The following is a 15164-nucleotide window of genomic DNA, read 5'->3' as shown; positions in this document are numbered from 1 at the left end:
TATGCTAACATAAATTGAACCATCAAGAAAATTTGAATTTTGCTTATTTTTTATATAGCTTAAATATAATAATTTTGCTATGAAATTAAAATATCAAAATAAAGATTTTTTCAAAAAATTTGATAACGAATACGCTTATAAAAAGGGTCAATTAGGAATTTTTTATAAAGGGGACCACATTTTTGCGAGACTATGACAACCACTTGCTGAAAATGTTGAGCTTTTAATCTTTGCCAAAGATGATCAAGATAGATTAATTAAGACATTACAAATGTCTAAAAAAGACACAATTTGAGAAGTTAAAATCAGTAAAGATTTTGATGAATTTTACTATCAATTTAAAGTAACTCAAGACGGGAAAACAAATGTTGTTTTAGACCCTTATGCATACAGTATGGCACCTTTTAACTGAGAAGGACAAGAAGTTAATGTTGGAAAAGGAGCTTTTGTAGATTTTGATTCTCCTAAAGCAGGAAAGATGCCAAGAGAAGTTAACTTAAAAACAAATTATGGTGTAGATCCAATTGTTTATGAACTACACACTAGAGACTTCACTAGCTTACTTAATCCAAAACAATTTAAAAGTAGATTAGGAACTTTTAATGCAATGTTAGAACATAAAGTTTTTAAATACTTAAAAAGTTTAGGTGTAACACATTTACAACTATTGCCTTTGCAATCAACTTATACTGTAAATGAATTTGATCTTAGAATTTTACAAAAAGGTGACGGTGAAGGTTGACTTACAAATTACAACTGAGGATATGATCCGCATAATTACTTTACTTTAAATGGAATTTACTCTAGTGATCCTTCAAAGCCTTACGCTAGAATCAAGGAATTTCGTAAATTTGTGGACGAAGCGCACAAAAACAATATTGGTGTAATTGTTGATGTTGTTTACAACCATATGTTTACAAATCGAATCTATGATGATATTATTGATGGTTATTACTATCGAGATAACGCGGTAACTCGGCCAGTAAGTTATCCGCCACTAGCTGATGAAAGATACATGGCAAGAAGAATTATTGTTGATTCGCTTAAAATGTATGTTGAAAAATTTGACGTTGATGGATTTCGTTTCGACTTATCTTGTTTCTTACATAAAGAAACAATTGATGAGATTGATAAGGAACTTAGAAAAATTAAACCAAATATTGTGCTCCATGGTGAAGCTTGAGCATATACAGATTTAAACACGGAACAAAAAGAAGCTTACATCAAAGGTTCGCTTGATAACAACTTACAATTTGGATACTTTAGTGATACTTTACGTGATGCAATCAAAGGTTTTGACATGCATGGTGGGGGCAAAGGTCTTATTGCGAGTTACGATAAAAACTTATTAGAAAGATATATTGTAACTGTAACTGGTGGACTTAAAACTTATAACTATAATTTCCTTGAAAAGGTTTCTGAATATGATGCTTACACATCAGATCCAAGAGTGAATTTATCATATGCAAGTTGTCATGATGGATCAACACTTTGAGATAAAATTAACTTTTCAACTGAAAAATTAAGTTTTATTGAAAGACTAGAAAGATATCGTCAAGGACTACTTATGACAACAACAACTATGGGACGTCAATTTATGTTAGCCGGAACCGAGCTTTTACAAACCAAACCATATGATAAAACCGGTGTGCAAACTAATGATATGCACAAATCAAATTATCGTGATAACTTCGGTGAGCACCCTGATGACAATAAATATGAATGAAACTCGTATAAAACAACAGATTATGTTAATGGATTAAAATGAAAACATTTAGAAAATGAAAATGTCCAAAAATATATTTTTGAATTTGTTCAAAAATTAAATAAATGAAGAAACAAGACTAGATTTTTTAGATTAGATAATTTAGCAGATATTGAAAAAGCACTAACTTGAAGAAAAGTAGATTTTGGAAAAGGTATTTTAATTTTTGAATTAAATGTAGATAATAAAACAATTCAAGTTATTCATAACTTTGGAAATAGCAAATTTAAATACGATATTAAAGGTAAGAAAATTTTATTTAATAGCAAAATTAATCAAACGAATTTGAATTATGTTTACGATCATACATCAATGATTTTAGAACTTAAAAATAAAAAAGGAGCAAGCAATGACTAAAAAACAATTAAAAGATAAAGTTTTATATCAAATTTTTCCTCGCTCATTTTATGACTCAAATAATGACGGTGATGGAGATATCAAAGGAATTACACTTAAATTAGATTATTTAAAAGAATTGGGAATTGACGGAATTTGACTTTGTCCAACTTATGAAACTAATTTTGTGGACGCAGGATATGATGTTTTAGATTATAAAACAGTATGGAAACAATTTGGAACATTAGAGGATTTTAAAGAGCTTACAAGAGAAGCTAAAAAACGTAACATTGATATTATTATGGATATTGTTTTAAATCACGTATCAAACGAACATGAGTGATTTAAAAAAGCTTGTGAATCAAGAGATAATAAAGAACATGATTATTTCATTTGAAGAGATGAACTTAATGAAGATGAAAGAAATGCAAAAAGTATTTTTGGTGGAGAGGCTTGAGAATATGTTCCAAGTGTTAATAGATATTATTTTCACCTTTTTGCGAAAGAACAAGTTGATTTAAATTGAGCTAACGAAACTACAGCAAAAGCAATGGCTGAAGTTATTGATTTCTGATATGACCTTGGAGTTCGTGGTTTTAGATTAGATGCGATTAAACACGTTGCTAAAAACTTCGCTGAAGTTAAAGATAATCCAGCTTTTGCTTGATGTGATGGTTCAGTTGATTTTCTTAAAACTTTTAACAAATTAGCATTTAGCAATAAACCTGACGCTTATACATTTGGAGAAGCAAGTGGAATTAGTGCACAGGAACTTAAAAAATATGGTTTAAGTAAAGATAAAGTAGCTGATAATTACTTTAACTTCTCATGATGATGAATTGGATGAGGAAGACAAACTGGAAGAAACGGTTATGATGCAAATTGAGATTACCGTGAATTTGTTTGACAACAAAAACCATTCCAAGAAGACGAAAGTATTCCAGCTGAATCATTTACTAACTTCTTATCAAATCACGATACATCAAGAAGTCTTTCAAGATGAGGAAATGAAACATTCTTTAGAAAAGAAAGTGCTAAAACTCACGCTCTTTTCTTAATGGCACTTAAAGGTGTACCATGTATTTACTACGGGGAAGAAATTGGTATGTTAAATACAATTTTTAACTCAAGAAAAGAATTTAAAGACGTTGATATTTTCAATGCTTTTGATGACATGGTTGATAAAAAGAAAATTTATTCAGAAAGTGAACTTTTACTTTACTGCAACATTAATTCAAGAGACGCAGGTCGTGTAATCATGCAGTGAAATGATAAAGTTAATGCAGGATTTAATGGAGGCCACACTCCATGAATCAAAATGAGTAGAAACAAAGAAGAAATCAATGTTGAAAAAGATAAAGCTGACTCAAATAGTATCTTTAATTTCTACAAAGAACTTATTAAAATGCGTAAAAATGAACTTAAGCTTGCTTTAGTAGATGGTACTTCAAAAATTGATTTACAAGAAGGCGGTGTAATTCAAGTTGTACGTGAAGCACAAGGGCAAAAAGTTATTGCGTACATCAATATGACAAGTAAAGAACTTGCTTTTGATAAAGAAAATGGAAAACAAATTTTATCAACTTACGATGATCAAAAACTAGTTGAAAATAAATTAAGACCATATGAATCAATTTTAATTTTGAAATAGGAGCAATTTATGGAATTTTTAAAATATAACACAAAGGATAAAACAATTTCTCAAGTGAAATTTGACAAAAATGTTGTCGCAAAAACAGAAAGTATTTTTTCACTTGGAAATGGTTATTTAGGGATTAGAAGTGCAGATGAAGAGGTTACTTCATACAACAAAGAAGACTTCTTCGTTAATGGTATCTTTAATAAAGATAATAAAAATGAAGTTAGTGAATTAGCAAATTTAGCTGATTTATTAAGTACACCAATTTATTTAAACAAAAAAGCTTTTGAAGTTTCAGAGCAAGATGAATATAACAAAACTTTACATATTAAAACAGGAATCTTAACAAGAGAAGTTATTGCAAAAAGAGGCGAATATAAATATGCACTTAATTTTGAAAGATTCGTATCTCAAGCTAATAAAAACGTTTATGCACAAAAAATAACAATTAAAGTTTTAAAAGCACCAGAAAAAGCTAATGTTTTATTTAAAGCTGGTATTAATGGACAAGTCACAAATAATGGGACACAACACTTTATGGAAGGTCTTAAATCTAGACCTACAAATGAATCGTTACAAATGCAACAAAAAACAACTCTTTCAAACCGTTTTGTAGTGCATAACATGGTAACAAGATTATTTGTTAATGGACAAAGAATTTATGGTGGAAATGATGATTATGTTATCGACATTCAAAGACGTCAAATTTTCTTCAAAATTAATTTAAACCTTAAAGAAGGTGATGAGGTTATTTTAGAAAAATTAATGTCAGTTCACACTTCAGTTGACAGTAAAAACTATGTTTTAAATGATGAAGTAGTTTTAAATGCAGCCAAAGATGAGCTTTCAAAACTTTTAGATGCTACATACGATGAACTTAAAGAAGCGTCAATTGCAGCAATGGACTCAAAAGTATGAGAAAGATTCTTTGTGGAAATTAAGGGTGGCAAAGAAGCTGAATATGATTCTTTAGCACTTGATTTTGGTATTTTCCACCTAAATAACTTTGTTCCTACAACATCAACTAATATGAATGTGGGAGCAAAAGGATTGAGTGGAGAAGGATATCAAGGACATACATATTGAGACACAGAATTTTTCATTAATCCAATTTACTTATTTAATGATCCACAAGTTGTTAGAAACTTATTAACTTATAGATTTAAAGGACTTGCAGGAGCACGTAAAAAAGCGCTTGAAACCAAAGAAAGACCAGAGGAATCAAAATTAATTGGAGCGCAATATCCATGAGAAATGGCTTGACCAACAGAAGGAGAAGTTTGTCCTTATTGAGGACAAGCCGATGTTGTTTCAGGACAGCAAGTTCCAATCGCTTCACGTAGACAAGAAATTCACGTTTCTGCCGATGTGGCTTATGCAATTAATCAATATTACCAAATCACAAAAGATAATAAGTTCATGAATAAAATGGGTTACCAAATGGTATTTGAAACAGCATATTTTTACACAAATCGTGCTGAATTACAACCTGATGGAAGCTATGAAATTAAAGATGTAATGGGACCAAATGAATATAAAGGTAACATTGATAACAATGCTTACATCAACATGATGGCAAAATACAATATCGATTTAGCTCTTAAGTATATTTACAAACTCAGTCAAGATGAAAAATCAAAAGAAATTTTAGATTTCATTTTAAGAAAAATTCCTTATAAACTTAATATTTCAAAAATGAAAAAAGTTTCAAAACATCTTAAACAACAAGTTCCAAACAAAGATTTAATTATTGCAGAAAATGATCAATTTTTAGGTTTACCAAAAATTGATGTTAAACCATTCCAAATGCTTGGTGATGCAGGAAAAAAACTTTTCTCAACTGCAGAAGGGCACAAAAGATTATGTAGCCAACTTGTTAAACAAGCCGATGTTGTGTTGCTTTTAAACTTATTGCCACACTTATTTGATAAAGAAATTCGTAAAGCGAACTTCGATTATTATGAAGATATCACAACACATGATTCTTCATTATCACCAGCAACATATTCAATTGAAGCTGCTCGTCTAGGAATGCTTGAAAAAGCATATCACCTATTTAAGTATGGTATTAACATCGATTTAGGATTAAATATGTCTTCATCAAATGCTGGTATTCATGCTGGTTCATTAGCAGCTATCTACCAAATGATTGTTTTTGGATTTGGTGGACTTGATTGACATAATGACAAACTACATTTAAATCCAATCTTACCAAAAGAATGAGATAGCCTTAAATATCGTTTCCAATACCAAGGAAGCACTTTTGAAGTATTTGTACAACAAGATAAATTCTCAATCCAAGCTATTAATAACTCAAAACCAAGAACAATTTCAATTCATGGCAAAGATATTCTAGTTGGTGCCATGCAAAAAACATATGAGGTAAAAAATGCTTAAAGGTTTTGTTTTTGATTTAGATGGAGTTATTACAGATACAGCTATCTTACATTATCAATCTTGAAAACAAATGGTAGCAAAGCTAGGGATTGATTACACAGAAGCTGATAATGAAAAATTAAGAGGTTTGCCTAGAAAAGACACTCTGATCGCTATCTTAAAACTTTACAATTATGATTATTCAGAGTTAGATTTAGATCATATTTGTGAAGAAAAAAATGAACTTTATAAAAAATTATTAACAACAGAAATTAATGAAAACTCAATTCTACCTGGTGTTAAAAACTTTTTAGACCAAGCAAAAAGTCATGGAATTAAATTAGCTATCGCATCAAGTAGCTTTAACGCTCCTGTGATTTTAGAAAAATTAAAAATTAAAGATTACTTTGATTTTATTGTGAATCCAGGAACTGTTAAACACGGAAAACCAGCACCAGATATTTTCATTGCAGCAGCTCACGGATTAGGGCTAGATGTGAGTGAATGCATCGGTTTTGAAGATGCTATTGCTGGAGTTAAAGGAATCAAAGATGCAAATATGGTGGCTGTTGCTATTACAAATGAAGATCCATCAGAATTTGCAATTGCTGACTTAATCTTGAAATCAACATCAGAGTTAGATTACGATAAAGTTGCACATTTAGTTAAATAATTACAAGTGCAAAAATTTTGAACACTTTAAAAGCAAATTATGCAAAAAGACCAGTTTTATAGCTGGTTTTTTTATTTTTGCAAATTAATTAAGCTTAAAAATACCTAAAAAAGCTCGTTAATGAAAGAAAAAACAAAAAAATAATTTTTTTAATTTTTTTTATGTTAAAATTTATGCACCTTACGGACACGCAATTTATATATATGTAATATATATTTGAGTGTCTTTTAATTATTTAAAGGAAGTAAATTTATGGAACAAAAAAAATATATTAACCGTAAATTCGGACCAAAAACAGTGAGAAGAGATTATTCTGTAACAAAACATTCTCTTGATTTGTTTGATATTTTAGCGACAAGCAAAGAAAGCTTTGAACTTTTTATCAACAAAAAAATTCAAGAATGTTTACAGGAAGTATATCCTATTGAAGCTGCTAATAAACAAGTTCGTTTAGACTATGTTAAAAACTCACTTAAACTTGAGTTACCTTTCAAAAAACTAACAAGTGAAAGTGAAGAAATTAAAAAATGTAAAGCTAAAGGAACAAACTTTAGTGTGAAGGTATATGCTACTTTAAGAAGAGAGATTACCGAAACTGGAGAGGTTCGTTTAGATGATGTTTTAATTGGTGAAATTCCTTATATGACATCAGGTGGTAGTTTTATCATCAATGGATCAGAAAAAGTTATTGTATCTCAATTAATTCGTTCACCTGGTGCTTACTATGGACTTGGTGTTCGTAATAAACAATCTGATGACCTTTTCAACAAGTTAGAAATTTTACCAAGAATCGGATCATGATTGGAAGTATCTCACAAAGTTACTTCTTCATCAATCGATACTGTTAAAGTAAAAGTTGATAAAAACAAAAACATTAATTTAGCAACTTTTTTAGGATCGTTTGGTTTTACAGCTCAAAATATTCAAGAACTATTTGGTAATAGTGATCTTTTACAAGAAACACTCAGAAAAGATAAAATTATTAGCAATGATGAATTAACAGACGAAGAAAAAGTTGATCAATGTCAAGAAGAATTATTTAGAGGACTTAGAAAAGGTGATCGTATTTCAGAAGAAGCTAAAAGATCACTTATTCCTGGAATTTTATTTGATAAAAAACGTTACAACCTTTCATTAACAGGTCGTCACATGCTTAATAAAAAGTTATCACTTGTAGACCGTATAACAAATACTTATTTAGCAGAAGATTTAGTTACTAAAACAGGTGAATTACTTGTTCAAAAAGGAACTTTTATTGATATCAAACTTGCTAAAGAAATTCAAGGTTTCTTTGAAACTGGTGTTTTAAGTAGTGAAAAAATTCCTGGAATCAATCCAGAATTTGTTTACCACAAACTTATTAACAACAATAAAGATCTCAAAAAACGTATTAAGATTATTAAAATTAAGGTTTATCCAACAAGAAAACAAATGGAAGCTGGTTTAGAGCCTGTTTTAGTAATCGGAAATGATCCAAAATCTGTTGAACAACATTTATTAATTTCAGATATTGTTGCAGCAATTAACTATTACTTCAACTTAATTGAGGGAATTGGACAAGATGATGATCCAGACTCACTTACAAACAAACGTATTGTTTCAGTTGGTGAGCTTTTAGAAGGGCAATTATCTGTAGCTTTAACTAAACTTGAAAAAATTACCCGTGAAAGAATGGGAGCTAAAGAACCAGATAAAGTTACAGCTAAAAACGTAACAAACAACAAATTGGTTACAAACCAAATGAAAACATTCTTTAACACTTCAAAACTTTCACAATTCATGGATCAAATTAACCCGCTTGCTGAAGTTTCTAACAAACGTAGAGTTACATCACTTGGACCTGGGGGTCTTAACCGTGATACTGCGCAGTTTGAAGTTCGTGACGTTCACTCAACTCACTACGGAAGAATTTGTCCAATCGAAACTCCTGAAGGACCAAACATCGGACTTATTCTTAACTATGCTACTTTTGCAAAAGTAGATGATTTAGGTTTCCTTAAAACACCTTACTTTAAAGTTAATAATGGTGTTGTAGATTATAATGATGTTAGATATTTAACAGCTGCTGAAGAAATCGGTTATTCATTCGCTCAATCATCAGTTAAAGTTGATGATAATAATAAAATTACTGTTCCTACACTTACAGTAAGAAGAGACTATAACTATATTATCGCTTCACCTTCAGAAGTTGATTTTATTGAGGTTTCATCAAAACAAATTGTTTCAGTTGCAGCTGCTGCAATTCCTTTCCTAGAAAATGACGATGCCAACCGTGCACTTATGGGTTCAAACATGCAACGTCAAGCTGTTCCGCTTTTACAAGCTGAAGCACCACTTGTTGCAACAGGTATTGAAGCTGATATTGCTAAATATTCTTCATACAATATTGTTGCCAAAAATTCAGGTGAAGTTACCTTTGTAGATGGTTCAAAAATTCATATTAAATATCCTTCACCTAAAGAACCAGATAAATTTATTACTGACAAATATACTTTAAGAAACTTCGAAAGAAGCAACCAAGGTACATTAATTCAACAAAGACCAATTGTTGAAGTTGGGCAAAAAGTTGAAAAAGGTGATTTATTAGTTGATGGTTCATCATTTAAAGATGGTGAAATGGCACTTGGTAAAAACTTATTAATTGGATTTTCAACATGAAACGGTTATAACTATGAGGATGCTGTTATTATTAATGAACGTTTAGTTAAAGATGATGTATTTACTTCAATTCACATTGAAGAACAAACAATTCAATTTAGAAGCAGCAGAGCCGGGGATGATAAATTAACTCCAAATATTCCAAACGTTTCAAAATATGCATTAAGACATTTAGATGAACAAGGTATCGTAAGAGTTGGTTCTGAAGTTGTTCCAGGTGATGTTCTTGTTGGTAGAACTTCTCCAAAAGGTGAAGAAAACCCTTCACAAGAAGAAAAATTATTGATGGCTATCCTTCAACAAAAATCTTCAAATGAAAAAGATACATCATTAAAAGTTAAAAATGGACACAACGGAACTGTTATTCATGTTGAAGTTTTATCACGTGATAAAGGTGACGTTTTAGATGAAGGTATCGATAAAATTGTTAAAGTGTCTATCGCTCAAAAACGTAAAATTAAAGTTGGTGATAAGGTTGCTGGACGTCATGGTAACAAAGGGGTTATCTCAATTGTTTTACCAGAAGAAGATATGCCATATTTAGAAGATGGAACACCACTTGATGTTATGCTTAACCCACAAGGGGTTCCTTCACGTATGAACATTGGGCAAATTCTTGAATTACACCTTGGAATGGCTGCTAGAAAATTAGGTGTGAAATTCGTAACACCAAGCTTTGATGGGGTTAAAAAACCAGATATTGAAGCTGCTTTAGAAGAAGCTGGACTTGATAAATCAGGAAAACAAATTTTAATTGACCCAATTACAGGTAGAAAATTTGACAAACCTATTTCAGTTGGGGTGATGTACATGCTTAAACTTAACCATATGGTTGACGATAAAATGCACGCACGTAGTGTTGGACCATATTCTCTTATTACACAACAACCTCTTGGAGGAAAAAGCCAAAACGGGGGACAAAGATTCGGGGAAATGGAAACATGAGCGATTGAATCTTATGGAGCAACAAATGTGCTACAAGAAATCCTTACTTATAAATCAGATGATATTTCAGGAAGAAATGCTCTTTATAGTGCATTAGTTGCTGGAAAAGAACTTCCACACCCTGGAATTCCAGAATCATTTAATGTTCTTAGTTATGAACTTAAAGGATTAGGAATGAAACTTGATGTAACAGAAGATACACAAGATTTAGAAGAATTAGATGTTGATCTTTATCAATACTTAGATGGAGGAGAAAGTTATGAATAATTTCAATAACAATGATCCAAAAGACATTAGTAAATTAATCAATAAGATTACTTTATCATTAGCAACAAATGATGATATTTTAGAATGATCTAATGGAGAGGTTAAAAAACCTGAAACAATTAACTATAAATCTTATAAACCAGAAAAAGATGGATTATTTGATGAATTAATTTTCGGTCCTACAACAGACTATAAATGTCCTGTTTGTGGTACTAAATACAAAAAAAGTGATGAAAATTTAATTTGTTCTAAAACTCCTGCTTGTGAAAAGTATAAACCTCAAATTCTTCCAAAAATTACACGTAGAAGTAGAATGGGACACATTAAATTACACAACCCAGTTGTTCACTTCTGATTCTTCAAAATTGATCACTCAATTATTTCAAAACTTTTAGGTTTAAGAGTCCACGATTCAAATAAACAAGTAACTAAAGCGGATTTAGAAAAATTAATTTACTATAAATCACACATTGTTTTAGATAGTGGAGAATTAAAATCATTAAAGAAAAATACAATTATTGACATTAACGACGCTGCTAATATTTATGAAGCTGCATTAGAAGAAATGTTAAATAATTATGAAAAAGACACAGACGAATATGAAGATATCGAAACAGCTTTAAATGAACTTAGAGATTATGCTGTTTCTAAAATCGGGAAAGATTTCGGGATTGATTTTTATCAATACAACGATATCATTCACGAATATTCAAATGCTAAAATTGGAACAGGTTCACAGTCAATTGCTTATCTTTTAGAAAATATTAATTTAGAAGAAGAAGCACTTGCTGTTCAAGCGGAAATTGATATTATCAATTCACAAGGTGAAGATGAAGGATTAACTTCAACTAAAATTCAAGATCGTCAAAAACTTTACAAACGTTTAACAGTTATTAACTCATTTATTAAATCAGGTCAAAAACCAACAAGTATGCTTATTTACAACTTACCTGTTATTCCTGCTGATTTACGTCCACTTGTTCAACTTGATGGTGGAAGACACTCAACAAGTGATGTTAATGAACTTTACCGTCGTATTATTATCAGAAACAATCGTTTAGAAAAATGAAATGAATCAGATGCTCCAATGCTTATCAAACAAAATGAGTATCGTATGATTCAAGAAGCTGTTGATGCTTTAATCGATAATGCACGTAAAAAACCATCACCAGTTACATCAAAAGACTCACATCCTTTAAAATCAATTTCAGACGCCCTTACAGGTAAAAAAGGACGTTTCCGTCAAAACCTTTTAGGAAAACGTGTTGACTATTCAGGACGTAGTGTTATTGTTGTTGGGCCAACTTTAAAAATGTATGAAGTAGGTATCCCAAGAGATATGGCTGCCAAACTTTTCGAACCTTGAATTATTAAAGAATTAATTAAAGGTGAAGAAAGTATTACTAGTGTAAAATCAGCTAAAAAATTAATTGAAAACCTTAACCCAATTATTTGACCATACGTTGAAAAAGCAATCGATGGAAGACCAGTTCTTTTAAACCGTGCTCCTACATTGCACCGTCTTTCAATTCAAGCTTTCCAACCAGTTTTAATTCGTGGTAAAGCAATTAAATTACACCCACTTGTAACTACAGCTTTCAACGCTGACTTCGACGGGGATCAAATGGCTGTTCACGTTCCAATTTCAGATCAAGCTGTTCGTGAAGCTAAAGAGTTAATGTTAGCTTCAAAAAACATTTTAGGACCAAAAGATGGAGAACCTATCATTAACCCTTCACAGGATATGATTTTAGGTCTTTACTACTTAACAATTGAAAAAGCTGGAGCCAAAGGTGAAGGTAACTTCTATGCAAACTATGATGATATGATGTTAGCTTACGAAAGAGGCTACATTACACTTCATACACGTGTAGTTTTACCTGTTAAATCATTAAATAAAGAATCTATTTCATCAAATACAAGTGAGCCATACTTAATTTCAACTGTTGGTAAATTTATTCTTAATAATGCTTTCCCTACTGATTTCCCATTTGTTTTTGGTAAATACGTTTCTGTAAATTACAAAACAAATCCAGATGGATCAGTTAAAACTATTGAAAAAGAAATGATTCATACTTCAGAACATGATTTGGATAGATACACTCTACCATATGGAGCGAACTTTAAAGAAGAAATTGCTAATATGCAACCAAATCTTGCTCTAACTAAAAAAGATATCGCTAAAATTGTTCGTAAAGTATATGAAAACTATGTTGCTGTTGTAACAATGGAAGATATTGCTGAAGTAATCCAAAACGTTACTCAAATTAACTATGAAGATAACTTCCAAGAATGTGCAGAATTAATTGATTATAAAGGCGAGCAAATTTCAACCTCACATGCAAGAATCATCAACAAGTTAATTAAAGAAGCATTCTCAAGATTAGCTTTCAACACTCCTAAAAATCAATTACCTGAAAGTTTCCAATGAGACGTTGATCAATATACTAAAGCACTTGATGATGTTTGATTTAACTACAGTAACTATGTTGCATCAATTTTAGATAAAATCAAAAACCTTGGATTTGCCTTTTCAACAATTTCGGGTACAACAATTTCGATGAACGATATTACTACACTTGAAACAACTAAAGAAAAAATTCAAAAAGGTGAAAAATATATCGATGAACTTAAGAAATTCTTCGAAAATGGTTGATTAACAGATGATGAACGTTATAACTTAGTTATTCAAAAATGAACAGAAGTTAAAGATTCGATTGAAAAAGATCTTAAAGAAGTTACAAAATCAGATTTAGATAACCCATTATTTATGATGTTCACCTCAGGAGCACGTGGAAACTCATCTAACTTTACACAGCTTGCTGGTATGCGTGGACTTATGCAAAACAACACCAAAGTACTTAAAGCCGATGCGGAAAACGACCGTGTTGTTCGTAGTACTGTTGAAATTCCTGTTAAATCTTCATTCCTTGATGGACTTAGTGCATATGAATTCTATTCATCAACCCACGGGGCTAGAAAGGGACTTACAGATACTGCGCTTAACACTGCTAAATCAGGATACTTAACACGTAGATTAGTTGACGTTGCGCAAGGTATTGTTGTACGTGAAGAAGATTGTGGCAGTGACTTTGGTTTTGTAGTTAAAGATATTAAAGATACAAAAACTGATACAGTTATTGAATCGCTTACCGAAAGAATTGAAGGTAGATTTACTAACTCAGCTATTTTAGATGATCAAGGAAATGTTGTTGTTGAAGGTAACACATTCATTACACCTGAAATTGCTAACAAAATCGTGAATGAATACGGTAAAAAAGAAGTTGAAATTCGTTCAGTGCTTTCATGTCATACTAAAAACGGAGTATGTAAACGTTGCTACGGAAAAGACCTTGCTTCAAACCGTATTGTTAACATCGGTGAAGCTGTTGGGGTTGTTGCGGCTCAAAGTATTGGGGAACCTGGAACCCAGCTTACCATGCGTACATTCCACACCGGAGGGGTTGCTGGGGTAGAAGATATTACAGGTGGGTTCGGTAGACTTATCGAGCTTATCGATGCTTACGATTTCCCATGAGGACGTCCTGCAATTATTTCTAAAGTTTATGGAACAGTTACATCAATTGTGCCTGCTAAAGATAAGTCAGGAAAAGATACAGATGTAATGCTTGTTACAATTGAAACTCAAGTTAATGCAAAACAAAAAGAAAACATTATCGAAAGTGGTAAAGTTTCACAAAAACTTAGAGTTAAAGTTGGTGACAGAGTTGTACCTGGACAAAAAATCTTTGAAGGACCAGTTATCCTTAACGATTTACTTAAATATGCAGATACTCGTGCTGTTCAAAATTACTTATTAAAAGAAGTTCAACGTTTATACCGTTTACAAGGTATTACAATTTCAGATAAATATATTGAAATCATTATTCGTCAAATGCTTTCAAAAATTATGATTACAGATCCAGGAGACTCTAACTTCTTCACAGGAAGTCTTGTTGATACTTTTGTATATCAAAGAGAAAATGGAAAATTACTTGCTCAAGGTAAAAGACCTGCCTTTGGTGAAGTTAAGATTAGAGGGGCTAAACAAACGCCATTACTTAGTGACTCATTCCTTGCTGCTGCTTCATATCAAGAAACAGCTAAGATCTTAGTTAACAGTTCTATCGCAAAACGTGTAGACCACCTTGAAGGACTTAAAGAAAACATTATCCTTGGACTTAAAATTCCTGCTGGAACTAACTCAAACTTTGAGTTAAAAGGTAAATACGACATTAGAGATCCAAGATCATACTTTGCTCCAATGGCATATTCAAACAATAACGAAACTTTTGAACCAATGGAATTAATGGATTTCGAAGAACTTACAGAAAATGGTGAATACTACGATCAAATCGATGAAATGTCTAATTTACAATACGACATGGACGATGTTTCATACGATGGAATGGAAGATTTCGATTAATAATTCAAAAATCACTCCTTATCATAGATGAGAAGTGATTTTTTGTATATAATTATTCCATAAGTGTAATCTTATAAAG

At 31.3% G+C, this 15164-nt stretch carries 6 protein-coding genes; all 6 read left to right on the top strand.

Annotated features, from left to right (window positions below; translation table 4 throughout):
* The first annotated feature begins 79 nt into the window (after window positions 1–79).
* Window positions 80–2122 carry an alpha-amylase family glycosyl hydrolase gene (locus EXC46_RS03365; protein WP_129622185.1) on the top strand — a complete coding sequence of 681 codons (2043 nt, stop codon included), beginning with the start codon at window positions 80–82 and terminating at the stop codon, window positions 2120–2122.
* Window positions 2115–3752 (top strand): alpha-amylase family glycosyl hydrolase, encoded by a 1638-nt coding sequence (locus EXC46_RS03360; RefSeq protein ID WP_027333415.1) that lies wholly within the window; start codon window positions 2115–2117, stop codon window positions 3750–3752. Before EXC46_RS03365 ends, EXC46_RS03360 begins: the two co-directional genes overlap by 8 nt.
* A gap of 9 nt (window positions 3753–3761) precedes the next feature.
* Entirely contained in the window at window positions 3762–6137 is a 2376-nt protein-coding gene (locus EXC46_RS03355; protein WP_027333416.1) for a glycosyl hydrolase family 65 protein, read from the top strand.
* Complete coding sequence (pgmB, locus tag EXC46_RS03350; protein ID WP_027333417.1) at window positions 6130–6789, top strand: beta-phosphoglucomutase; 660 nt, start codon at window positions 6130–6132, stop codon at window positions 6787–6789. The genes EXC46_RS03355 and pgmB overlap by 8 nt, the downstream gene beginning before the upstream one ends.
* Before the next feature lie 252 nt (window positions 6790–7041).
* Window positions 7042–10659, top strand: a complete 3618-nt coding sequence (rpoB, locus tag EXC46_RS03345) for a DNA-directed RNA polymerase subunit beta (RefSeq protein ID WP_129622184.1) — start codon at window positions 7042–7044, stop codon at window positions 10657–10659.
* Complete coding sequence (locus EXC46_RS03340) at window positions 10652–15085, top strand: DNA-directed RNA polymerase subunit beta' (protein ID WP_044888842.1); 4434 nt, start codon at window positions 10652–10654, stop codon at window positions 15083–15085. Before rpoB ends, EXC46_RS03340 begins: the two co-directional genes overlap by 8 nt.
* The last annotated feature ends 79 nt before the right edge of the window (window positions 15086–15164 follow it).

The organism is Mycoplasmopsis glycophila (assembly GCF_900660605.1).
Taxonomy (GTDB): domain Bacteria; phylum Bacillota_I; class Bacilli_A; order Mycoplasmatales; family Metamycoplasmataceae; genus Mycoplasmopsis; species Mycoplasmopsis glycophila.
The sequence above is the reverse complement of the archived record's forward strand: the minus strand, read 5'-3'. Positions and strand labels throughout refer to the sequence as shown.